This window comes from bacterium, assembly GCA_035295165.1.
Taxonomy (GTDB): Bacteria; Sysuimicrobiota; Sysuimicrobiia; order Sysuimicrobiales; family Segetimicrobiaceae; genus JAJPIA01.
Map to the genome: position 1 here is coordinate 11,350 of DATGJN010000117.1, position 23,041 is coordinate 34,390.

22 protein-coding genes are annotated in these 23,041 nt (G+C 70.7%); 5 read left to right on the top strand and 17 right to left on the bottom strand.

Annotated elements, in window-relative coordinates; all coding sequences use genetic code 11:
- The 12 genes from VKZ50_21215 to tgt all read right to left on the bottom strand — a co-directional run bounded on the left by VKZ50_21215 (position 1) and on the right by tgt (position 12,455).
- Positions 1-996 carry a hypothetical protein gene (locus VKZ50_21215; GenBank protein ID HLJ62249.1) on the bottom strand — a complete coding sequence of 332 codons (996 nt, stop codon included), beginning with the start codon at positions 994-996 and terminating at the stop codon, positions 1-3.
- Entirely contained in the window at positions 993-1,901 is a 909-nt protein-coding gene (locus VKZ50_21220; protein ID HLJ62250.1) for an ABC transporter permease, read from the bottom strand. Before VKZ50_21220 ends, VKZ50_21215 begins: the two co-directional genes overlap by 4 nt.
- Positions 1,870-2,790 carry an ABC transporter permease gene (locus VKZ50_21225; GenBank protein HLJ62251.1) on the bottom strand — a complete coding sequence of 307 codons (921 nt, stop codon included), beginning with the start codon at positions 2,788-2,790 and terminating at the stop codon, positions 1,870-1,872. Before VKZ50_21225 ends, VKZ50_21220 begins: the two co-directional genes overlap by 32 nt.
- A 52-nt stretch (positions 2,791-2,842) precedes the next feature.
- Positions 2,843-4,438 (bottom strand): peptide ABC transporter substrate-binding protein, encoded by a 1,596-nt coding sequence (locus VKZ50_21230; protein ID HLJ62252.1) that lies wholly within the window; start codon positions 4,436-4,438, stop codon positions 2,843-2,845.
- 93 nt (positions 4,439-4,531) lie between these two features.
- The gene (locus tag VKZ50_21235; protein ID HLJ62253.1) at positions 4,532-5,254 is read right to left on the bottom strand and encodes an isochorismatase family protein; all 723 of its coding nucleotides are present in this window, start codon (positions 5,252-5,254) and stop codon (positions 4,532-4,534) included.
- Between the two features lie 16 nt (positions 5,255-5,270).
- A complete protein-coding gene (locus VKZ50_21240; protein ID HLJ62254.1) occupies positions 5,271-6,509 on the bottom strand; it encodes a Xaa-Pro peptidase family protein in 1,239 nt (412 codons plus the stop codon).
- Between the two features lie 19 nt (positions 6,510-6,528).
- Entirely contained in the window at positions 6,529-7,713 is a 1,185-nt protein-coding gene (locus tag VKZ50_21245; GenBank protein ID HLJ62255.1) for a Xaa-Pro peptidase family protein, read from the bottom strand.
- Complete coding sequence (locus tag VKZ50_21250; GenBank protein HLJ62256.1) at positions 7,694-8,473, bottom strand: alpha/beta fold hydrolase; 780 nt, start codon at positions 8,471-8,473, stop codon at positions 7,694-7,696. Before VKZ50_21250 ends, VKZ50_21245 begins: the two co-directional genes overlap by 20 nt.
- Positions 8,474-8,535: 62 nt before the next feature.
- Positions 8,536-9,750, bottom strand: coding sequence for a Xaa-Pro peptidase family protein (locus VKZ50_21255; GenBank protein ID HLJ62257.1), 1,215 nt, complete (start codon positions 9,748-9,750; stop codon positions 8,536-8,538).
- 455 nt (positions 9,751-10,205) lie between these two features.
- Entirely contained in the window at positions 10,206-10,922 is a 717-nt protein-coding gene (locus tag VKZ50_21260; GenBank protein HLJ62258.1) for an HD domain-containing protein, read from the bottom strand.
- Positions 10,923-10,937: 15 nt separating this feature from the next.
- The gene (yajC, locus tag VKZ50_21265; protein HLJ62259.1) at positions 10,938-11,228 is read right to left on the bottom strand and encodes a preprotein translocase subunit YajC; all 291 of its coding nucleotides are present in this window, start codon (positions 11,226-11,228) and stop codon (positions 10,938-10,940) included.
- A 111-nt stretch (positions 11,229-11,339) separates the two neighbouring features.
- Positions 11,340-12,455, bottom strand: coding sequence for a tRNA guanosine(34) transglycosylase Tgt (gene tgt, locus VKZ50_21270; protein HLJ62260.1), 1,116 nt, complete (start codon positions 12,453-12,455; stop codon positions 11,340-11,342).
- A gap of 92 nt (positions 12,456-12,547) precedes the next feature.
- Here tgt and VKZ50_21275 point away from each other — a divergent pair, with 92 nt between their 5' ends.
- Positions 12,548-13,069, top strand: coding sequence for a hypothetical protein (locus VKZ50_21275; protein HLJ62261.1), 522 nt, complete (start codon positions 12,548-12,550; stop codon positions 13,067-13,069).
- 4 nt (positions 13,070-13,073) lie between these two features.
- Here VKZ50_21275 and queA read toward each other — a convergent pair whose 3' ends face one another.
- Together queA and VKZ50_21285 are read right to left on the bottom strand one after the other, a co-directional pair.
- On the bottom strand, positions 13,074-14,096 hold the full coding sequence (gene queA, locus VKZ50_21280; protein HLJ62262.1) for a tRNA preQ1(34) S-adenosylmethionine ribosyltransferase-isomerase QueA: 1,023 nt from the start codon (positions 14,094-14,096) through the stop codon (positions 13,074-13,076).
- A gap of 44 nt (positions 14,097-14,140) precedes the next feature.
- The gene (locus VKZ50_21285; GenBank protein ID HLJ62263.1) at positions 14,141-16,417 is read right to left on the bottom strand and encodes an aconitate hydratase; all 2,277 of its coding nucleotides are present in this window, start codon (positions 16,415-16,417) and stop codon (positions 14,141-14,143) included.
- A gap of 107 nt (positions 16,418-16,524) precedes the next feature.
- Here VKZ50_21285 and VKZ50_21290 point away from each other — a divergent pair, with 107 nt between their 5' ends.
- Both VKZ50_21290 and VKZ50_21295 read left to right on the top strand, forming a co-directional pair.
- Positions 16,525-17,451 (top strand): LysR family transcriptional regulator, encoded by a 927-nt coding sequence (locus tag VKZ50_21290; GenBank protein ID HLJ62264.1) that lies wholly within the window; start codon positions 16,525-16,527, stop codon positions 17,449-17,451.
- A gap of 73 nt (positions 17,452-17,524) precedes the next feature.
- Entirely contained in the window at positions 17,525-18,466 is a 942-nt protein-coding gene (locus VKZ50_21295; GenBank protein ID HLJ62265.1) for a ring-cleaving dioxygenase, read from the top strand.
- Here VKZ50_21295 and VKZ50_21300 read toward each other — a convergent pair whose 3' ends face one another.
- On the bottom strand, positions 18,467-19,492 hold the full coding sequence (locus VKZ50_21300; GenBank protein ID HLJ62266.1) for a DMT family transporter: 1,026 nt from the start codon (positions 19,490-19,492) through the stop codon (positions 18,467-18,469). It abuts the gene before it with no gap.
- Positions 19,493-19,608: 116 nt separating this feature from the next.
- On the opposite strand from VKZ50_21300, the gene VKZ50_21305 reads away from it, so the two are divergent.
- Both VKZ50_21305 and VKZ50_21310 read left to right on the top strand, forming a co-directional pair.
- Entirely contained in the window at positions 19,609-21,183 is a 1,575-nt protein-coding gene (locus tag VKZ50_21305) for an AlkA N-terminal domain-containing protein (GenBank protein ID HLJ62267.1), read from the top strand.
- Positions 21,095-21,694, top strand: a complete 600-nt coding sequence (locus VKZ50_21310; GenBank protein HLJ62268.1) for a methylated-DNA--[protein]-cysteine S-methyltransferase — start codon at positions 21,095-21,097, stop codon at positions 21,692-21,694. The genes VKZ50_21305 and VKZ50_21310 overlap by 89 nt, the downstream gene beginning before the upstream one ends.
- On the opposite strand, the gene VKZ50_21315 is transcribed toward VKZ50_21310, so the two are convergent.
- Both VKZ50_21315 and VKZ50_21320 read right to left on the bottom strand, forming a co-directional pair.
- Positions 21,688-22,833 (bottom strand): SpoIID/LytB domain-containing protein, encoded by a 1,146-nt coding sequence (locus VKZ50_21315; GenBank protein ID HLJ62269.1) that lies wholly within the window; start codon positions 22,831-22,833, stop codon positions 21,688-21,690. The two genes, VKZ50_21310 and VKZ50_21315, sit on opposite strands and share 7 nt — an antisense overlap.
- Complete coding sequence (locus VKZ50_21320) at positions 22,830-23,039, bottom strand: DUF2905 domain-containing protein (protein HLJ62270.1); 210 nt, start codon at positions 23,037-23,039, stop codon at positions 22,830-22,832. The genes VKZ50_21315 and VKZ50_21320 overlap by 4 nt, the downstream gene beginning before the upstream one ends.
- Between the last annotated feature and the right edge of the window lie 2 nt (positions 23,040-23,041).

Below are 23,041 nucleotides of genomic sequence, written 5' to 3' on the forward strand. Positions count from 1 at the left end.
TCACTCCCCTTTCGATGTGTCCGGCGAGCCGGGCCCCGGCGTATCCGACGCCCGGGCCGGCCCGACCGGAACGAACAGCGCGTCGAGATCCTGGGGTCGCTCCAGGAACCCTTGCTCGATCTGGTACCGCATCAGCAGCGCAAGCGCGCGGCGGTTCGCGTCCCCGAGATCGTACGGAAACGCGTCTCCGAACAGCCGCTCCTGAGCCTCGAGGGCGGCGCGCCCCCACACCAGCCCCGTGGCGTGCGGCTGCCGGAGCGCCTGCCAGGCCAGGCGCTTCGCCCGCGCAAACGCCTCGTACAGCTCCCGCGGCAGCGATGGCCGCCGGCCGACGGCCGCGCGCGAGATCGCCACGACGTGCATAATCGGATACACACCGGTGGTCGCGTACAGATCCCGCTCGACCGCCTCGAACGCGGGGTAGAGCCGAGCGACCCGACCGTCCTCAAGCGCCGCGGGCACGTCCGGCGAGATCACCGCGTCGAGCCGTCCCGCGGCGAGCAGCGCCCACAGGTCGGCCCCCGGCCGGTCCTCGACCGGCAGCCGCGACGCATGCGGGACGATCTCGCGGCCGGCTCGCACCCAGGTCACGGCGTCCATCGGCACGCCGAGATGGTGGTGCAGGTCTCCGCGCGCCACGACCGACATCGTAAACTGCAGGCTGTAGACGCCGATCGCGCCGCCGCGCAGGTCGGCGGGACCGGCGATCCCGCGCCGCACGTACACGCACGACGGGCTGAACAGACGCCGCGGAAACACCGGAATGGCGACGAGCGGCGCCCCGCGGGCCCGCGCGAGGACGTACGACGACATCGACAGCTCCGCCGCATCGTACGCCTGCTCGAGCAGCATCCGCTCGTGGCGGGGTCCGGAGCCGACGACCACCGGCACGACGTCCGGGAGGGCGACCCGCCCGTCGAGCAGCGGCTGCGTCCGATCGTAGGGCTCAAGCGCAAGCGTGACCCGCGGCATCGTCGCATCCCCGGACGCGCTCACGCGCGCCCTCGACGGTACCGCGGGTCCAGGAGCGCGGCGAGCGATTCCCCGACCAAGTTGAACGAGATCACCGTGAGCGACAGCGCGGTCGCCGGGATGACGACGAGCACCGGGTGGCTTCGGAGGTATTGAAAGCTCTCGTAGATCATCTGGCCCCAACTGGGCCGGGGCGGCTGCACGCCGATGCCGATGAACGACAGCGTGGCCTCCGCGAGCACGAGGAAGCTGACGTCGAGCGTGGCCCGTACGATCAGCAGGTGCACGACGTTCGGCACGACGTGGCGGAGCAGGATCCGCGGGACCGACGCGCCGACCGCGCGCGCGCCGTCGACGTACTCGCGCTGTCGGATCGACACGACCTCGCTGCGGATCAGCCGCGCCGTCGCCGGCCACGCCGTCAGCACGAGCGCGATCACGATGTTGACGAGGCTCGGGCCGAAGATCCCCGTCACTAGGATGGCGAGCAGGATCGTCGGAAACCCGATCAGCAGGTCCACGACCCGCATCAGCGCCTGATCGATCGCGCCGCCGTAGAATCCGGCGACCGTGCCCCACGTGACCCCGATGAGCGATTCCCCGACCACCGCGGACACCCCGACCGCAAGCGAGATACGGGCCCCGTAGAGCACGCGTGTGAGCAGGTCACGCCCGAACTGGTCGGTACCGAGCCAGTGGGCGGCGCTGGGAGGCTGAAACAGCGCGTCGAGATCTTCGTGATCGTACGTGTAGCGGGTGACGACCGGCCCCGCGAGCGCGAGGAACACGAGCACCAGCAGAAACGCCGCCGCGAGTGCGGCGAGCCGATCGCTGCGCGCGAAACGCACCAGGGCGGCGCCCCAGCCCTCGGGTTGCGCGGCCGCGCCCCGCGCGCCCTCAGTATCGGATGCGCGGATTGAGGTATGCATAGGAGACGTCGACGACGAGGTTGACGAACGAGAACAACGCGGTGTACACAAGCACCGTGGCCTGCAGGACGGTGTAGTCGCGCTGCAGGATCGCGTTGATCGCCACCCGAGCGATCCCGGGGATGTTGAAGAGCACCTCCACGACGAACGCACCGACGATCGCGTTGCCGAACGCGAGGCCGATCGTCGTCACCACCGGCAACGCCGCGTTCCGGAGCACGTGGCGGAAGAGCACGCGGCGCGCGTGGAGCCCCTTGCTCCGGGCGGTGCGGACGTAGTCCTCCAGCAGCACCTGGCCGACGCTGGAGCGGGCGATCCGCGCGATGAACGCGACCGGCGAGATCGCCAGCACCGCGACCGGCAGCACGTAGTTCTCCGGCAGTCCCCATCCCGCCACGGGCAGCACCGGCCACCGTAGCGCGAACAGGTACACGAGCACCGCGGCGGTGACGAAGCTCGGCACGGACAGCCCAAGCACGACGCCGACCTGGATCAGGGAGTCGAGCACCGTCCGGTGGGCGGTCGCCGCGCCAACGCCGAGGATCGTCCCGACCAGCGCCGCCACCAGCACCGCGAGGCCGGCGAGCTTGAGGCTGATCGGCAGGGCGTGGCCGACGAGATCGTCGACGCGCAGACCGGGGTTCACGTACGAGGTACCGAAGTCGAGCCGCGCCAGGTCGCCGATGTAGCGCGCGAACTGCACGGCGAGCGGCCGGTCCAACCCGAGCTGGTGGCGCAGGACGGCTCCCGCGGCCGGCGTGTAGTGCTCACCCAGCACCGTTTGCACAGGGTCGCCGGGGGCGAGATGACCGGCGACAAAGATCAACAGCGCGGCCCCCAAGAACAGCGGGATCGCCATGCCGATGCGGTAGAGCACGTAGCGCGCCATGCGGGAAGAGCGCGGCCGCCGGCCGGGGCGCGCGCCCCGACCGGCACGCCCCCTACTTCACGATGCGGACCCCGCTGAACGGCAGCCACCCGTTGACGGCGGGCGTGGTCTGCAGGCCCTGGACGTAGGGCTTCTTTAGGTACGCGAACTGGCTGAACAGCATTGGGACCATCGGCGCGTCCTCGACCGCGAGCGCTTCGGCCTTGTGGTAGATCGCGAGGCGCTGCGCGTCGTTCGGCGCCGCGTTGGCCTGGTCGACCAACTTGTCGAAGTCCGCGCTGTCGTAGCTCTGCCGGTTGATCGGCGAGGTGCTGTAGAGCAAGACGTCGAGGTAGTCGCTGTAGTCGAGGTAGTCGGCGGACCAGCCCGTCATGAACGACTGGTACACGGTCCGCTTGTTCTCATTGGCGATGAAGTTCGAGAACTCGGTCTTCTGGAGCTGCGCATCCACCCCGAGGTTCTGCTTGAGCATCGCCGCCACCGGCTCCGCCATCATCTGCGACACCGGGCCGAACGGGTTCATCGCGATCTGGAACGGAGGCAGCTTGCCAGTCATCCCGGCTTCGTCCAACAGCTTCTTCGCCCCCGCGGGATCGTACGGCAGCCCCTTGTACCCCGAGTAGAATCCGGGGATCCCCGGCGGCACGATCGAGTTCGCGGGCGTGAAGAACCCGAAGAACACCGTCTTGCTGATCTTCACCTTGTCGATCGACATCGCGAACGCGCGGCGCACCCGCACGTCCTTGAACGGCGCGTACACGCGGGGGTTCAGGCCAAGGAAGAGGACCTGAGCCCGCGGGTACACCAGGAGCTGCTTGCTGAGCGTCGGATCGGCCGCGATGCGCTGGTAGTCTCCAAGCGGCACCGGGATGAAATCGAGTTGCCCGGCCAGGTACTCGGACAGCTGCGTCTGGCTCTCCGTGACGATCGGCACGCTCACGCCCGCGATCTTCGGCGCGCCCGCGTAGTATTTCGGGAAGCTCGTCAGCGCCACGTGGTCGTTGTGCGCCCACTCCTTGAACATAAACGGCCCCGACCCGGCGTCCTGCGTCGTAAACCAGCCGGTGCCGCCGCGCTGGATCACGTCCTTGTCCACGACGACCGCGGCGTAGTACGCGAGCCGGTTGAGGAATCCGCCGCGGTGCGACGGGTTCAGCGTGATCTGCAGGGTGAGCGCGTCCGGGGCCGCGATGCCGGCGATTCCGGGCGCGCCGGTCTGGAACGCGTCGTACCCTTGAATGCCGGTGACGACGAACGTGCCGACCGCCGTCTTCAACGACGGGCTGCCCATCCGCTCGAACGACCACTTCCAGTCCGCCGCCGTCACCTTCCGGCCGCTGTGGAAGTACATGTCGTCCCGCAGGTGGAAGGTGTAGATGAGTCCGTTCGGGGAGATATCCCAGCTCTTCGCGGCCTGAGGCAGCAGGCGGCCGCTGCTGTCGAGCGAGACGAGCGTGTTATACATCAGGAACACGATCGGCGCGGACGCCGAGTCGACCGCGTTGTACGGATCCAGCGTCGGTGGCTCGCCGGTGAGCGGCGTGCGGAACACGGCCGGCGCTTGGCCCCCTGCCGGGGCCGACCACGGGCCGGCGATCACCGCCGCGACGAGCACGACCAACCCCACTGCCATCAACCGCCGGAACATCCCGACTCCCCCTCTGCTTCCAGTGTGCTTCAGCACTGCACCGGTTTCGAATCCCCGGCCCGCGCTCCCTGCTCGATTTCGGCCGCGGTGGGTTTACGCGCGCTGAACACCGCCCGGCGCGCACTCCCCGTTGCGGACCGTGGCCAGATACGTCAGGACCTCCGCCGACGGCAGCACGTCGCCGTACTTCATGTGGATGTCGAACAGCGCGACCTTGTGCGATGTCGGGCCGCGGTCGCACACCGCGTCTTCCGGAACGATAACGCGGAAGTTCAGGCTGAACGCGTCGAGCGCCGTGTCGCGGACGCACCCGCTCGTCACCGTGCCCGTGACGATCACCGTGTCGATCGCGTGGTAGATGAGGTAGCTTGCGAGATCGGTGCCCGCGAACGCGCTCGGGGCCGTCTTGACGACGACCGACTCGGTGGGGAGCGGCCGCAGCTCCGGTACGATCTCGTACGCGGCAGGATTGGCCATCACGGGACGTTGGCCGGCGGTCACCTTCCATCGACCCCGCTCCGCGGGAATCGTGCGCGCGCGGGCCTTCGAGAAGAACACGGGACACCCCGCCTCGCGCGCGGCCGCGAGGAGCGGCCGAATCGCCCGCACGGTCGCGGGCGCGTCCAGGCTGCTGAACGGATAGGCGGGGTCGACGAACGCGGTGTACATGTCCACCACGATCAGCGCCGGACGGCGCCCGAAGCCGACGCGGCCGCCCCAGCCGCCCCGCTCGTAGATCTCCTGCTCCGCCTTCGGTACGACGTCGTCCCAGATCGCCACGACGCACCCCCGTTTCTCGACGCTCCGCCCCGGCATGCCCGGCGTCCGGGCGTTACCACCAGCGCACCGGACACTCGTTCAGCCGTTCCGCGCCGCTCGCGGTCACGCGCCACACATCCTCCCAGCACGCGGTGCCGAACCCTCGGCGGACGAGCATCGGCTCGAACGCGAACACCATGTTCTCCTCGAGGGACGCGGGGCTGCCCGGCGCGAACGCCGGGAGGTCCTGCACCGCGCAGCCGACGCCGTGCCCACGGAAATAGAGGTAGTCGCCGTACCCGGCGTCGCGCGCGAGGCGCTCCGCGATCGTGGCGAGCTGTCCGATCACCGCGCCGGGCCGGACCGCGCCCATGACATGTTCGACGATGCGGATCTGGGTTTCCAAAAACCGGCGCTGCTCCGGCGTGGGATCGCCGCAGACGCGTGCGCGCGACGTGTCACTGTAGTAGCCCATGTAGCGGCCGCCGACGTCGATGTACACCATGTCGCCCGCCTGGACACGGTACGCCGTCGGCGCCATGTGCTTGAAGCCCGCGCGCGCGCCGGCGCACAGCGAGATCGCGAACCCCGGATGCTCCGCGCCGGCTCGGAACATCGCACGGTACGCTTCGGCGGCGAGGTCGAACTCGGTCACGCCCGGTCGGACGGCGTCCATCGCGGCGCGCGCGGCTTCGTCCGCGAGGCGGCACGCCTTCCGCATCACGTCGATCTCCCGCGGGCTCTTGATCGCACGCATCTCGCGCAGCATCGCCGCCGCCGCGGTCACACGCGCCGCGGGAAACGTCTGTTGCAGAAACGCCGCGACGCGGTCGGCGCCCACATCGCCTACAACGCCGATGGCCCCGCGCTCGCACCCGCGCTCGCGGACGAAATCCTCGACGTGGTCGTACACCGTCGCCGGGCTGGCGCTCCCGGTGACCGTCCGCGGCGCTGCTGCACACCGGACGTCGTCGATCCAGCAGTCCTGGATGCCGGAATGCATCGGCTCGCCGTGCATCACCGCGTTCGTCGTGAACCCCGGCGCACCGTCCGCGGGCACGACCAGCATCGTGTCGCCGCCGTAGAAGTCCTCGAAGTTGGTCAGGTAGCGAATGTTCGTCGCGTCGGCGCGGTTCCCGATCACCACGACGCAGTCGAACCCGTCCTGGCGCATCAGGCGCCCGAGGCGCCGGAGCCGGTCGCGGTACTCGTCGATCGGAAACGGGAGATTCATCCACGGTGCGCGGTCTTCGGGTGTGTACGGCACCCGCCCCCACCCGTACGGCATCGCGGGCCGATCCTTCGCGGTCACGGTGTCCTCCGCAGTGTGGTCAGGTCGGCCAGGTCACGACCGGGTAGTGCGTCAGACGCTCGTAGCCCATCTCGGTGATCAGCAGCGTATCTTCGACCACGGCGGTGCCGAGCCCCTCGACGACGACCATCGGTTCGTAGGCCACGGCCATGCGCGGGCGCAGCACCGTCGTGTTTCCGGCGAACAGGCCCGGCGGCTCGAGCACCGCGGTCCCGATGCCGTGGCCGAACCCCCCCGGGCAGTAGTACGGCTCGTACCGGGTGCCCGCGACGACGCGCGACAGCGCCCGCGCGACGTCGTCGATCGTCGCGCCGGGACGGATCTCGGGGAGCCCCGCCTCGTACAGGTCGCGGCCGACGCGAAGCAGGTCGAGCGCCTCCGGGCGCGGCCGCCCGACGACGGCACACCGGCTGGTGTCGGACAGGTACCCGTCCCGCGACGCGCCGAGGTCGAGAAACACCATGTCCCCGTCCTCGAGCGCGCGACGGCGTGGCACGCCGTGTTTGAGACCGGCCTGCGCCCCACCGACGACGCACGTTGCGAACGCCTCCCGCGCGCCGAGCGCGTGGATGCGGTGGACGATGGCGGCGGCGACCGCGGTCTCCTCGACCCCCACGTCCAGCGTCCGGAACGCCGCCGCCATCGCCTCATCGGCGACCCACCCGGCGCCCCGCAGCTTCGCGATCTCCTCGTCACTCTTCACCGCGCGCACGGATGCAAGCACGTGATCGGCCGGGCGCAGGACGGACAGCCGCGCCGCGAGCGCCGCGTGCAGGTGCAGCGGAACAGAGGTCGTGCCAACGAGCCCGACACGTGCGCTCGGGTCCAGACAGTCGGCGGCGAGCCGGGCGACCTCGTCGGCCGCGCCGCCGTAGACCGGGCCGAGTGCGACCCGCACGTCTGGCACGCGGCACATCCAGATCATGGAGTGCATTGGCTCGCCGTGGAGCACCGCGTCCGTGGTCACCGTCACCCCGCCGTCCTGGCGAACCACCACGAACGCGCTGCCGAACGCCGGCGCAAAGTTCGTGAGGTACGCAACGGCGGACGGCGCCGACGCGTTTCCGAACACGCAGAGCGCGTCGAGCCCCTCGCGCGCCATCTCGCCGCGGACCGCGGCCAGGCGGCGATCGTACTCCGCGTCGCTGAACGCCGGCACGAGGTACGGCCGCCGGGCCTCCAAGTCAAAGGGGATTCGGGCCATTCCGGCCACTCCTCCGCGTCGCGTTCGGGTGGACCCGCACCTCCGGTCCCGCGTGCAGGTGACGCGCGAGAAACGGCAGCACCACCGGTGCCCAGACGTGCGGCGCGTAGATCCAGATGCGGTGTGCCTCCAAGTGCGTCGCGCCGAACGGCGGAAGCACGTGCCGCTCGCACATCCCGCCGTGTGCGCGGCAGCGCTCGGCCAGAACGTCCGACGGCCGGAGATCGAAGTCGTTCCCCGCCTGCAGCAGCTGCACCGGACACCGAATCATCTCCACATGCTGCCCCAAGACCTCGCGCAGTTCCGGAACCGGTCCCCAGGACATGGCCGCGGCGCCGAAGGCCACGCACGCACGAACGGCGGGATCACGGGCGGCGGCCAGGAGCGAGTTGATCCCGCCGTAGGATGCGCCCATCACCGCGGTGCGGCCGGGATCGACGTCCGGCTGGCCGCGCACGAACCGCAGCGCGGCGAGCACATCGTCCGATTCCGCAAGCAGGCGGGCGCAGACCTGTGCGCCGTGCTCCGGCGCACCCACGGGCGCCGTCACGTCGTCGAGGCGGGACGGTCCGGGGGAACCGCCGTAACCCCGTCGCCACGGGACGAGCACCAGATACCCCGCGTCCGTGAGCGCCCGCGCGACGCCCGGATGGCTATCTTGCTCCAGGCCGCTGCCGTGGTTGATGACCAGGGCTGGATGCGGCCCCCGTCCGGCGGGCCGGTAGCAGTGGGCGATCAGCTCGCGGCCCGCGCTCGGCACGCCGAGTCGCTCCCCAGGATGCAAAGACGATCGTACGGGCGCGTCCGCGCCGGGATCCGGCCCTACCACGCCCGGTACGGACAGCCCGACAGCGTCTCGGCCCCGCGCGGCGTAATCAGCACGGTTTCCTCGACGCAGGCGGTCCCGAAGTTCAGGCGGATCAGCATCGGCTCCAACGCAAACGTGTGGCCAGGCTCGAGCACCGCGGTGCTGATCGGCCGCAGCGACGGCTGCTCGAACAACGAGCACCCGAGGCCGTGCCCGAATCCCCTCGGCATGTAGTCTTCGGCAAATCCCGCGCGCTCGGCGACATCGCGCGCGGTCGCGATCAGATCCACGACGGCCACCCCGGGTTTGGCCTTCGCCATCACCGCCTCGAACATGGCCAGGCCGGCATCGAGAAACCGACGGCCCTCGTCGGTCGGCCGGGCCACCGCCGTCGTCCGCGAGACGTCCGCACAGTACCCGTGGTACACGGCCCCCATGTCGAGGAACACCAGATCGCCGGTCTGCATCACGCGATCCGTAGGCGCACAGTGCTTTAGGCCGGCGCGCGGCCCGCTCGCCACGGCGCTGTCGAACGCGAGCGCGTCCGCCCCCGCGGCGAACCCTGCGGCGTGGGCCGCGACCATGACGGCCCGCTCGGTGACGCCCGGCGCGATCGTCTCGAGCGCGGTGGCGTGCATCCGTCCGGAAATTTGGGCGGCGCGTCGCATCGTCTCGATCTCGGCAGCGGACTTCTTCGCGCGCACCGCAAGCACGGTGTCGTCCGCCGGCACGAACGTGACGTCGGGAAGGCGCCCCGCGAGTTCCATCATCACGTGGTGAGGCAGGATCGCACCGCCGGCGATGCCGACACGGTCTCGGCGCACGCCCGCCTCGCGCAGCCGGTCGGCGATGTGGCCGGCCACGGTCGCCTCGACCTCATTCGCGAACCCTGCGCGGTCGGCCGGCCGGACGTCGCACAGCCACGTCGTCCAGATCATCGTGTGCATCGGTTCGCCGTGCATCAGCCAGTTGGTGGTGAGCATGGGCTCGCCTTGGGCGGGAACCACGACACATGTCTCGCCGGGCCCGGCCTCGAAGTTCGCGAGGTACCGGGCGTGCCCGGGCTCCCCGCGGTCAGAAAATGTGACGACCGCCGCGAGCCCGTCGGCCGCGAGCCGGGAGCGCACCGCGTCGACGCGCCGCTCGTATTCTTCGCGGGGAAACGGCAGCGTCGTCCAGGGGCGGCGCTCCTCCGGTCCGTATGGCACGATCGCATGGTACGTCGGCATGAGCCCCTCCGGAGGCCGGCATCAGGAGGCACAACGACGCGGCCGCGCGGGCCGCCCGGCGGTGTCGCCGCTGTGCGGATCCGCGTCCGACCGTGTTATCGCTTGCGGCGCTTCGCCCCGGCCGCTCTCGCGCCGCCGGGTTTCCGGGCCGCCGGCCTGCGTCCCGCGGGCTTGCGGGCCGGCTTCCGGGAGGCGGTCGCTTGCGCCCCCGCCTTGCGGGCACCCGCGCGCCGGACCGAGGTCCGGGGGCCGCTCGCCCCGACGCGGCGAGCAGCGCTCGCGCGCGCAGGCGCCGTGGCGCTCACGAAGCGGGACGGGTCGTGCCACGCCCACTGACGCGTCACGGCGCACCGGAGATATACCGCCCCGCCCGGACGCACCGACGTCTCGTGCACTCCGCCACACGACAGGCACTGGTACTGAACAATCGCCATACCGTCCTCCTTCGCGTCGTCTTACAGCAACTTTGTCCCGTTGATCTGCAGCTTGAACTGGCACCCCAGCAGCGTCGCAGCGCGCCGGCACATGACCATGCGGGGCAGGAAGATCTCAAAATACTCCATGACCTGCGACATCGTCGTGTTGATCGTCAACTCGAGCGTGATCGTGCGCGCGCGCTCATCCACCCGCAAGAACGAGTGTTCGACCGCGTAGTTCACGCGGTCGTGGATGTCGAACGAGGTTGGCTCCGGGTTCCGCACGCGCGTCCGGTGCACGTCGGACTTGTCACCGATGATCAGCGCCGCGCTGACCGGGCTTACCGGCTCCCCCGTCTGTTCCTCGTGGTTGCCGATCGCGCCCATCACGACCGCCATCTCGACCGCGTCCATGCCGAGCCGGCCCAGGATGCGAACAGCCAACAGCGCCCCCGTGTGCTCGTGACTCACCCGCCCGACGACGTTGCCGATGTCGTGCAAGTAGCCCGCGATCGCCGCGAGTTGCACGTCCCGCTCCTCGCGGCCGAGGTGGCGGAGTACGTTCGCCGCGATGCTCGCCACCAGGTTCGCGTGGCGCAACCCGTGCTCCGTGTATCCGATCGCCGCGGTGTACTCGTCCGCCTTCGCGATGTACGCCTCGACTTCGCGGTCCCGCTTGATCTCGTCGAGGACGAGCACCCGGGTGACAGCGTCCGGCGCCGTCCGGCCGGCACTTTCGGGGCCTCCGGTGGTCATGCGCGCCGGCCGCCGCTACGCGCCGGTCCCTCCCTTGTTCACCACGGTCTGCACGGCGCTTCGCTCCGCGCGCACGCGCAGGTTCTGCGCCAGTTCAAGCGTGAGTTGATTGTCCTTAATCTCGAGCACCACGGCGTACAGCCCGCCCTTCGTCAACACCCGGTCGCCCTTCTTGAGCTTCCCCAGCATCTCGCGATAGCGTCGCTGCTGCATCTGCTGCGGCCGGATCAGCATGAAATAGAACACCACAAAGATCGCCACCCACAGCAGCACCGGGGCAACCTGCTGGACTTGCTGGGCATTCACGCACGAGCCTCCAGGCGCGACATCGGGCATGGTGTTCTGCGGTTCGAAAACGATTCCCTGCCGCCCCTTGATTGACAAGCGTTTCCGGCACGGCGCGGCTGGCGGCGAAGCCTACCACGCGGTCCGGTAACGGGCCAGCAGCTCACCGCTCCACGCCGCGAACCGATCCTCGAGAATGGCCGCGCGCATATCCCGGGCGAGGCGGGCCATGAACGTCAGGTTATGCAGGCTCACGAGGCGCGGGCCGAGCATCTCACCGGCCTTGAACAGGTATCGCAGGTAGGCCCGCGAGTACCCCCGGCAGGCGGCACACGGACACCCGTCCTCGAGGGGCCCGAGGTCGTCGGTGTGCGCCGCGTGTTTCAGGTTCAGCCGCCCGTCCGGCGTCAACGCGACGCCGGTGCGGCCGACGCGGGTCGGCAACACACAGTCGAACATGTCCGCGCCCCGCCGGACCGCCTCGATGACGCTCGGCGGTACGCCCACCCCCATAAGGTAACGCGGCTTGGCCTCGGGCAGACGCGCGGTCACCTCCGCGAGCAGTTCGTAGGTCATCGTCCGAGGCTCGCCCACGGACAGCCCCCCGACCGCGTACCCGGGGAACTCGAGCGCGGCCATCTCGTCGGCGGCACGGCGCCGCAGGTCCGGCTCAAACCCGCCTTGCACGATCGCGAACAAACACTGGTCCGGCCGCCGCTGCGCCCGCCGCGCGCGCTCCGCCCAGACCGCGGTGCGCCGGTGCGCCTCTTCGGCAGCCTGACGGTCCGTGGGAAACCCGAGGCACACATCGAGCGGCATGATGATGTCGGCGCCGAGAAGTTCCTCGATCTCGGTGACGCGCTCGGGAGTGAGGCGGACCTCGCTGCCCTCGATCGGCGACCTGAACAGCACGCCGTCGTCCGTCACCCGCCGCAGGTGGGGCAGGCTGAAGACCTGAAACCCCCCGCTGTCGGTCAGGATCGGCCCGTCCCAGTGCATGAACCGGTGCAGGCCGCCCGCGCGCCCGATCAGTTCGGCCCCGGGACGCAGCATGAGATGGAACGTGTTGGCGAGCACGATCTGCGCGCCGGCGCCCCGCACCTCCTCGGGCGTGAGCGCGCGAACCGTCCCGTGCGTCCCCACGGGCATGAACGCCGGGGTTTCGATCGAACCGTGGGGCGTGTCCAGCACGCCGGCCCGGGCGCCGGTATCCCGATCAACGTGCGTCAGCGCGAAGCGGAGCGCCACGGCTGGAGTATAGCACGAAGCCTCCGCGACTGGACCGGTGCCGAGCCGTCGGGTAGAATGACGACGCGAGAGACCGATGCGAGGGGACGGGGATGACCGAAGACAAACCGGCTTCACCGAACGCGCCGACACCATCGAGCGGCGGGCAGAGCCGCGAGGAGAAGATCGCCGCGGCCAAGGCCAGGGCCGAAGCACTGAGGGCGGAACGCGCCGCCGCCGGCGGCGCGGCTGCGGCCCCAGGCGCGACCCCGCCCCGGCCCGCGACCGTCCCGGCCGCCGCAGGCGGATTCAAGCCGCTCGTAGCCTCGAAGAACCCCGGTGGCGCCCCGGTCGTCGCTCCCAAGGAACCGAAGGTGGAGGCGTTCGGGACGCTCACCCAAGCGGTGGAGATCACGTGTGCCGCGGGCGAGGAACCCAATGTCGTCAAGATCCTGGGCGGCCTCGGGCTGTACAAGAACCCGCTGCGGGGCGTGTGGCAACTCGACTATCGCTACTACGCCGAGGGCGTACGCCGGTTGCGGTCCGCCGGATACGAGATCGACGGCAAGGACTACCTGGGCCGCCCGCTTGCCGAGTGGGTCCCGGAAGCCCGCGGGTGGACGCGCGTCCGGTAGCGGGTCAGACGATCAACATCGCGTCCCCGAAGCTGTAGAACCGGTACCCTTCCCGCACGGCCGCCTCGTACGCGCCCAGCACGCGGTCGCGCCCCGCGAACGCGCTCACGAGCATGAGCAGCGTCGTTCTCGGCAGATGGAAGTTCGTGATCAGCGCATCCGTCACGCGGAACCGAAATCCCGGGGTGATGAACAGGTCGGTCCACCCGTTTCCCGCCGCCACGGTGCCGTCGTCCTGCGCCACGGACTCCAGCGTCCGGACGCTCGTCGTGCCGACGACCACCACGCGCGCACCCCGGGCGCGCGCCGTGTTGATGGCGCGTGCGGTCTGTGGAGTCACGTCGTACCATTCGGCGTCCATGCGGTGCGCCGCGACGTCCTCCGCCTCGACGGCACGAAACGTGCCGATGCCGACGTGGAGCGTCAGGAACACCACGTCCACCCCCTGCGTCCGCAGCACGGCGAGCAAGCCGTCCGTGAAGTGCAGCCCTGCGGTCGGCGCGGCCACGGCGCCCTCCCGCTCGGCGTACACGGTCTGGTAGTCGTCAGGATCGTCGAGCGGGCGCTCGATGTATGGCGGCACCGGCATTTCTCCCACCTCGTCGAGCACCGCCCGAAGATCGCCGCGACACGAGAGCGTCACCAGGCGCGTGCCCGAGTCCGTTCGCGGGCCCGCGACGGCCTCGAGCGTACCGTCCCCAAAGACGAGGCGGGCGCCCTCCCGCACGCGGCGGCTCGGCCGCACCAGGGCCTCCCACGCGCCGCGCCCGTCCGGCCGCAGCAGGAGGACCTCGACGGCGCCCCCGCCCGCCCGCCGGCCTCGCAACCGCGCCGGCAGCACCCGCGTGTCGTTGAGGACCAGCACGTCACCGGGGCGCAGATAACCCGGCAGATCCCGAAACGTGCGGTGCGCGAGCGACCCATCCCTGCGGGCGAGCACGAGCATTCGGGCGCGGTCACGGGGCCTCGCCGGCGCCTGCGCGATCCGCTCATGCGGAAGCGTGTAGTCGAAGTCCGAGAGCTTCACCTTGGCTCTATCGTAGCAGCCCGTCGCGGGCGACGCGGCCCGTGTCAGCGAGTCGCCAGCGCGTTGACCGCCGACCCGGCGCGGAACCACGCCAGCTGCGCCGCGCCGAAGGAGTGACCGAGCCACAGCGTGTCGGCCGTGCCGTCGGCGTGCGCGACGACGCACTCGACCGGCGCGCCGGGCCGCATCTCTGCCAGCCCCACGAGACTGAGGCGATCGTCCTCACGGATGCGGTCGTAGTCGCCGGGGTCGCGGAAGGTCAACGCCAGCAGCCCCTGTTTCTTCAAGTTTGTCTCGTGGATGCGCGCGAAACTCCGGGCGATGACGGCCGCGCACCCGAGCAGGCGCGGCGACAGGGCGGCGTGCTCGCGGCTGCTCCCCTCGCCGTAGTTGTGGTCGCCGACCGCCACCCACCGCACCCCGCTGGCCTTGTACGCTCGCGCAATCGTGGAGACAGGGTCTCCGGTCGCTCCCGTCAGCACGTTCTTGCCCGTGCCGGCCTCGCCGGTGAACGCGTTGGTCGCGCCCATGAACATGTTGTCACTGAACCGATCGAGGTGCCCGCGGTAGCGCAGCCACACGCCCGCCGGGGAGATGTGATCCGTCGTGGTCTTGCCTTTCGTCTTGATCAGCACCGGCAGGTCCGTGAAGTCCCGGCCGTCCCACGCCGGCCACGGTGCCATCACCTGCAGCCGTTCGCTGCCTGGGTCCACCTCGAGCGCCACGCCGCCTCCGTCGTCGGGCGGCGCCACGTAGACGGTGCGGCCGAGTTCGAATCGGCGCGGCGGCACCTCGGGCGCCACCGCGGGAGCGGCCAGCATGAAGGGGCGGCCATCGGCACCGATCAGCGGATCGGTGAGCGGGTTGAACGACAAGCGGCCCGCCAGCGCGATCGCGGTCACGAGCTCCGGGCTACCGATGAAGTTCATCGTCGCGGCGTGCCCGTCGTTGCGTCGCGGGAAGTTGCGGTTGTACGAGGTCACGATCGTGTTCGGGGCCCCCGCCCCCGCGTCGGCCCTCCGCCACTGCCCGATGCACGGGCCGCACGCGTTCGCGAGCACGACGGCGCCGACGTCCCGAAGCACGCGCATCTGTCCGTCACGCTCCGTGGTCGCGCGGACCTGCTCGGAGCCCGGCGTGACGAAGAACGGCACCGATGCCGCGATCCCGTGGGCGCGCGCCTGCGCGGCCACGTCCGCCGCTCGACTCAGGTCCTCGTACGAGGAGTTTGTGCAGCTGCCGATCAGCGCGGCCGAAACGCGGTCGATGAAGCCGTTGCGCGGGTCGTGCACTTCGGCGGCGAGCGCGGAGATCGGACGCGCGCGGTCCGGCGTGTGCGGACCGACGACGTGCGGCTCCAGCCGAGACAAGTCGAGCGCGATGACGCGATCGTAGTACCGCTCCGGGGCCGCCTCCACCTCGGCGTCCGGCACCAGGAGATCGCGGTAGCGTTCGGCCAGCGGCACCAGATCGCCCCGGTCCGTGGCCCGCAGGTACCTGACCATCCGGTCGTCGTGCGGGAACATCGAGGTGGTCGCTCCGAGCTCGGCTCCCATGTTCGCGATCGTGGCCTTGCCAGTGGCGCTGATCGTCCCCGCACCGGGGCCGATGTACTCGACGATCGCGTTCGTGGCTCCGGCGACTGTGAGTCGGTCCGCAACGCACAGGATGACGTCTTTCGGCGCCGCCCATCCGCGCAGCCTGCCGGTCAGGTACACGGCGATGTGCCTCGGGCAGAGCACCTCCCAGGGAAGCCCGGCCATCACTTCGACCGCGTCCGCGCCGCCGACCCCGACCGCGCACGCCCCAAGGCCGCCCGCGTTCGGCGTGTGTGAATCGGTGCCGATGATGAGTTCGCCCGGGAAGGCGTAGTGCTCGAGCACCACCTGGTGGATGATGCCGGCGCCGGGGCCCCAGAAGCCGGCCCCGTACCGGGCGGCCGCCGACCGCAGAAAGTCATAGACCTCCCGGTTCTCGTCCACGGAGGCGCGCAGGTCGGCCTGCCCCTCCACCCTCGCCTGGATCAGGTGGTCGCAGTGGATCGTGGTGGGCACTGCGACGGCGGTGCGCCGAGTTTGCATGAACTGGAGCATCGCGGTCTGCCCGAGCACGTCCTGCAGGACGACGCGATCCGGCCGGAGTCGCAGGTAGCTTTCGCCGGGCACCACGTCCTGCCCGGCCGGATCGTCGAGGTGGCCGAGCAGAATCTTGTCCGCGAGCGTCAGCGGGCGCCCCAACCGTCGGCGCACCACCGCCAGCCGTTGCGCCATGGTCGCGTAGACGCGAGCCGCCATCTCTGGGCTCGATGCGAGCGTGCTCATGTCGACAGCCTCCTCACCGGACCGCGATACCCCCACCCTAGCGCTCCAGAGCGGATCATGTCCAATATATGGAACGCCTGGTTATCATATATGATATATATTGATCTGTGGAGCTGCGACATCTGCGCTATTTCATCGCCGTCGCCGAGGAGCGGCACGTCACCCGCGCCGCGGCGCGGCTCGGGATCCAGCAACCTCCGCTCAGCCAGCAGATCCGGGCGCTCGAGCGGGACCTTGGCGCGCAGCTGTTTCATCGACAGCCGCGAGGGGTCGAACTGACGGACGCCGGCCATGCCCTCCTCGCCGACGCACGCGCGATTCTCGCGCTCGTCGATCGCGCGGCTGCCGCCGTCCGGCAGACCGCGGCGGGCCTGCGCGGTCGTGTCGCTGTCGGCTTCACCAGTTCCGCGCCGTTCAATCCGTTTGTGCCGCGCGTCATTCGCGCGTTTCGCGAGGCGTGCCCGGATGTGTCGTTGACGCTGGAGGAGAACGGGACCGCCGATCTCGTGCAGGACCTGCGCAGCGGCCGCGTCGACGCGGCGTTCATCCGCTCCCCGATCGCGGACGCGCCGGATTTGGTCGTGCGAGCGCTCCTCGACGAAGCCATGATCGTCGCGCTGCCGACGGCGCACCGTCTGGCGCGCGCGGCCGACCGCGACGAGGCGGCGCTGCCGCTCCGAGCGCTCGCCGCGGAGACTTTCATCCTGTATCGTCGGCCGAGCGGACCAGGTCTCCACGACGCGATCATCTCGGCGTGTCGCCGCGCGGGCTTCAGCCCGAACATCGGTCAAGAGGCGCCGCTGATCGTGTCCACGCTCAATCTCGTGGCCGCCGGGCTCGGGGTCTCAATCGTCCCCGCGTCACTCCGTCGCCAGCGCATGGACGGTGTCGTCTACCGGCGCATCGGGGCCCGGCCGCGACTGCGGGCGCCGATTCATCTCGCGTCTCGACGAGACGAGCATTCCGCCGCTGCTCGGCGGTTCATCGACCTCGTCGACCGCCTCCGGCGCGGCAGCCGGCGGGCGCGGGAATGAAACCCGCCGGCGGGGCGTAGTTCCGGGCGCACCCGGGTTCGAGTGCTCGAACGATGAGCTGTGGAGGTTCGCGATGCGGCTCGACGGGATCCATCACATCACCGCCGTGACGGCCGACGCGAGACGCAACGTGGAATTCTACACGGGCGTGCTCGGGTTGCGTCTGGTCAAGAAGACGGTGAATCAGGACGATCCGACCGTGTACCATTTGTTCTACGCCGACGAGGCCGGTAGCCCGGGGGCCGACCTGACGTTCTTCGAGTACCCGGGCACCCCGCGCGGGCGGGCCGGCGCCGGGATGGTGCATCGGATCGCCTGGCGCGTGGGGTCCGGCGACGCGCTCGAGTTCTGGGCGTCGCGGCTCCGCGACGCGGGCGTCGAGACGGCGCGGGAGGCCGGCGGCGTCCGGTTCGAGGATCCCGAGGGCCTGGGCCTGGAACTGCGCATCTCCGAGGTCGGCGACGCGCCGCTTACGGGCGCGCACCCGGAGATCCCGGCGGCGGTCGCGCTCCGGGGATTCGACGGCGTGCGCGCGTACGCCGTCAACCCGGAACGCAGCCAGCCGTTCCTCGAGGACACGCTGGGGTTCGCGCCGATCGCACGCGGGCAGTTCGAGATCCGCGGGCCGCGCCGCGGCGGACTGTACGCATACGACCCAGCGCCCGGCCGCGGCGTGGCGGGCGCGGGCACGGTCCACCACGTCGCCTGGTCGTGTGAGATGGCCGAGCACGCGGCGTGGCGGGAGCGCCTCGCGCGAGCCGGCGCCCACGTCACGCCGGTCATCGATCGCTTCTACTTCCGCTCGATCTACTTCCGCGAGCCAAGCGGGGTTCTGTTCGAGATCGCGACGCTCGGACCCGGGTTCGCCACCGACGAAAGCCCGGAGCATCTCGGCGAGTCGCTGTCGCTCCCGCCGAAGTTCGAGCCGCTGCGGACAGAACTGGAGCGCGTGCTCACGCCGCTGCCGTCCCCGCGGCCGTGGGCGCGCACATCGGCCGGCCGCGACAGTCGCTGATCAGCCGCCGCCCGAACCGTCGGACGCGGCGGAGACGGCGGCCCGCACGGCACGCGGCGCGGGTCCGGGATCCCGAGGCGGGACCGCCGCAGGCGCGCTCGCGCGGGCGATGACGAGACCGCCGAGAACCATCAGGGCGCCCGCCACTTTGAGCGCTCCAAACCGCTCTCCGAGCAGCACCCACGACGCCATCGCGCTGACAATCGGTACCACGTAGATGAACGTGGCGGTGCGCGCGACGCCGAGGCGAGACGAGACCCACGTCCAGAGCGTCCACGCTACGTACACCGGGACGACCACCGACCACAGCAGGCCGGCCCAGCCGAGGCCGGACACCCGGCCCCAGTCCTGCACGACCACACCCGGCAGCGAGACCGCCAGCAACGGCACCGCGCCGATCGTGAGCGTGTAGGTCGTCAGCGCCGTGGCGGGGTAGCGGGAGAGCAGCGGTTTGTTGACCACGTTGTAGACCGCAAAGCACAGCGCCGCGAGCACGCTCAACAGATCCCCCATCCCCGCGGACGCCAATCCGACGCGGAGTTTGTCGTAGACAAACACGAGCACGCCGAGAAATGACACCGCCGTCGCCGCCCACTGCACGGTCGCGACCGCCTCCAGGCGGAGCCCCCAGAGCAACAGCGACGTGAACGCCGGCGTGGTGTTGAGCAGCAGCGCCGTGGAGAACGCGGTGGTGGACTGAAGGCCAAAGACGAACAGCAGCTGATACGCGCCGTGCCCGACAACGCCGGCGATGACGAGGCGCCCGAGGTCGGCGCGTGACGGCGCGACACCCCCCTGCGACCCTCGCCGCATCCGCCGTGCCGACGCGAGCACGATCCAGGCCAGCGCGACCATGCCGACGAACCGAAGAAACGTGAACGCGCGGACGTCGAACTGCATGAGCGTGGCTTTCACGAACGCGAAGTTCACCCCCCAGATCGTCGTGACGAGAAGCGCCGCGCCGTCGCCGAGATCGAACCGTGCGCGCCGCGCCGGGCCACCGCCGCAACCTGGGCTCCGGCTCATGCGCCCACGCTAACGGGAGCCGCCGGGAGTCGTCTGGCCGTTTTCGGACCTCATGGGCCGGACTATCATGTCCGAAAACGGCCAGAAATTGATGATGCCGGCGCTATACTAGGGTCATGGACCTTGACCGGGACGCATGCTACCGAGCGATCCGGGCGCGCGACGCGCGGTTCGACGGACGCTTCTACACGGCGGTCCTGACGACCGGGATCTACTGCCGGTCGATCTGCCCGGCGCGCCCGCCGAAGATCGAACATTGCCTGTTCCTGCCGAGCGCGGCGGCGGCGCACCAGGCCGGCTTCCGTCCCTGCCTGCGGTGCCGGCCCGAACTCGCCCCCGGCGTCGCGGGATGGGGCGGCACCGAGCGCACGGTCTCGCACGCCTTGGACTTGATCGCCGAGAGCACGCTTGAGGACAGCGGCGTCGAGGCGCTCGCAGGGCGCCTCGGCATCACCGCGCGTCAACTGCGACGGTTGTTCGACAAGCACCTCGGCGCGTCGCCGATCACGGTCGCTCAGGCGCACCGCATCCTCTTCGCCAAGCAGTTGATCGGCGACACCGCGATGTCGATGGCGGACGTCGCCTACGCGTCGGGGTTCGGCAGCGTGCGCCGGTTCAACGACGCGATGCGCCGGACGTACGGGCGGGCGCCGCGTGAACTCAGACGGGCCGCTCCCGCCGCGGCGTCCCGCGCGTGCGGGATCACGCTGAAGCTCCCGTTCCGCGCGCCGTACAACTGGGCGGCGATGCTATCGTTCCTGAGGCCGCGGGCCATTCCCGGCGTCGAAGCCGTGGGCGAGGACGACTATCGTCGCGCCATCTCGGTCGACGACGCCAGGGGGATCATCGAGGTACGCCCGGCCGACCGCGAGTCGCACCTCCTCGCGACGATTCGCGTGACGCGCGTCACGGCGCTCGGCGCGATCGTCGGGCGCCTCCGGCGGCTCTTTGACCTGGACGCCGACATCACCGCGATCGAGGCGTATCTCCGGCACGACCCCCGGCTCGCCACGTGCATCGCGGCCCGGCCCGGCCTCCGCGTCCCGGGCGCCTGGGACGGTTTCGAGCTCGCGGTCCGCGCGATTCTCGGCCAGCAAATCAGCGTCGCGGCCGCAACGACGCTCGCCGGCCGGCTGGCCGCCGCGTACGGGGAGAGGCTTCCCGCGGAAGAAACGCCGCGCACAGCCGCCGACCTCCGCGTGTTGTTTCCGCGGCCCGACGCGCTCGCCGGCGCCGATCTGACGCCGATCGGCCTGCCCCGCGCGCGCGCGGCAGCGGTCGCTGCGCTGGCCGCGGCCGCCGTGGCAGACGCGGACCTGCTCCAGCCGACCGACGGCCTGGACGCGACGGTCGACCGGTTGCGCCGCGTACCGGGCATCGGCGAGTGGACGGCGCAGTACATTGCGATGCGGGCGCTGCATCAGCCTGACGCCTTTCCTGCCACGGACCTCGGCGTCCTGCGCGCGATGGCCAGCCCGACGGTGCGGGTGACGCCGGCACGGGTTTCGGACATCGCCGCTGCATGGCGGCCGTGGCGCGCCTACGCGGTCATGCACCTGTGGCTGAAGGATACGGCCGCGGTCACCGGGAGGAGGAGCCCACATGAACCTGCTGATCGATCGCATCGACTCGGCGATCGGAACCATTCTCGTCGTCTCCGACGGCGCGCGCCTGTGCGCGCTCGACTATAGCGGGTACGAGCGGCGGATGCGGCGGCTCCTGCGGGCGCGGTACGGCGAGATCCGGCTGCACCCGACGCGCAACCCGGCGGGACTCAGCCGCCGCGTCCGCGCGTATCTCGCCGGAACGCACCGCGCCATTGACGACGTCCCGGTCGACACGGGCGGCACGCCGTTCCAACGACGCGTCTGGTCGGCGCTGCGGAGGATCCCGGCGGGGCAGACACTGACGTACGGCGCGCTCGCCAGGCGGCTTGGGATCCCCGCCGCGAGCCGGGCGGTGGGGCGCGCGGTGTCGCTGAACCCGGTGGCCATCGTCGTCCCGTGCCACCGCGTGATCGGCGCCAACGGAACGCTCACCGGCTACGCCGGCGGCCTCGATCGCAAGCGCTGGCTCCTGGCGCACGAGGGCGCCGGCCCCACGCCGTCCCGAGGCCGCGCCGCGCCCGCGCGTACAACGCGCCGAACCCACGCCGGCGCCGTCCGTCTCGCGGTCGGAGCGGTGACGCGAACCCGTCAGTAGACCTGCCCGATCGACACGCCCGTATAGTAGAACTGAAGGATCTGCTGGAACGTCGATCCCTGGGCCGCCATCGCACGAGCGCCCCACTGGTCGAGCCCCACGCCGTGCCCGGACCCGCGCCCGTTGAAGACGGCGTCCGCGCCGCGTCGCGACGCCGTGAACATCGTGCTCTTGACGACGCCGGCGCCGACCAACAGCCGGAAGCGGTTGGCCGAGATCTCCTGAGCCGTCCCGCCGTCGCCGAGCACGCGGACCGTGATCGCTCGTCCCCACGGCGTCACCCGCCCCGGCTCCACCCCGTCGAGCGATGACACCGGGACGCCGCCGCGCGTGAGCGAGGCGGCGAGCGTGCCGAGCGGCACCGCCGCGGTCCAAGACACCCCCGGCGCGCTCATCGCGTAGGGATCGGCCACGCCCCGGAGGTAGGGGTACGCGGTGCCCCAGACGTTTTCACTGTCCTCGGTGTGCCCTCCGGAGTTGGAGTGGTAGGCGGCAAAGATCGGCCGCCCGTCGTAGGTCACCAGCAACCCGCGCGTCGCGTCCACCGCCTCGATTGCGGCCGGATCCTCCCCCGCCACGCCGAGGTAGACTTGCGCATCGGTGGTGGCCGCGAGATCGTACCCGGTGACCGCCGCGTGGGCCTCCTCGATGCGTTCGACGGCGAGCGTCCGCGCCGCGACGGCCTGCGCCTTCACCGCCTCGGACGGCCAGTGCGGGTCGATCTCGCCCTTAATGACGCCGTACAGGTACTGCTCGAGCGGCAGCTCGTCGATCGCGGTGACGCGGCCGGCGGGTGTCCGGTGCACTTCGATCGTGCCCCGATACAACCGACCCTCGACCCGCATCGTGCCGCTTTGCGCCGAGAGACGCACGACCGCACCGAACACGGTACCAGCCATGCCGAGCCCCTCTGCGGTCGCCTGCACGGTCCACGGGGCGCCGGGCAGCGTGGCAACGGCCCCCGTGTCCGGTTGCACGGCCTGCACGGGCCCGTCGGCCGCGAGGTGTAGCGCGGGGCGATCGACCTGGATGCCCACGCGCACGATCAGCGGCTCGGTGGCGCCGGCAGGCGCGGGGGCGCTCGGCCACGCTCCCGCAAGCGCCGCCACCGCCGCGACCAGCAGCACGGGGCGGATCATCGCCGCGCGAAGAACAGGTTCAGCAGAATCGTGAGCACGATGCTCAACAGCAAGCTCCCGACCACCGGCACGTACAACGAGAAGCCCCGGCGCTGCACGTAGATGTCCCCCGGCAGCCTCGGCAGCCCGCCCAGCACGAGGACGAGTCCGCCCAGAATGATCAGCAGCACGCCCATGGTAATCAGGAATCGGCCGATCTGCGGCATGG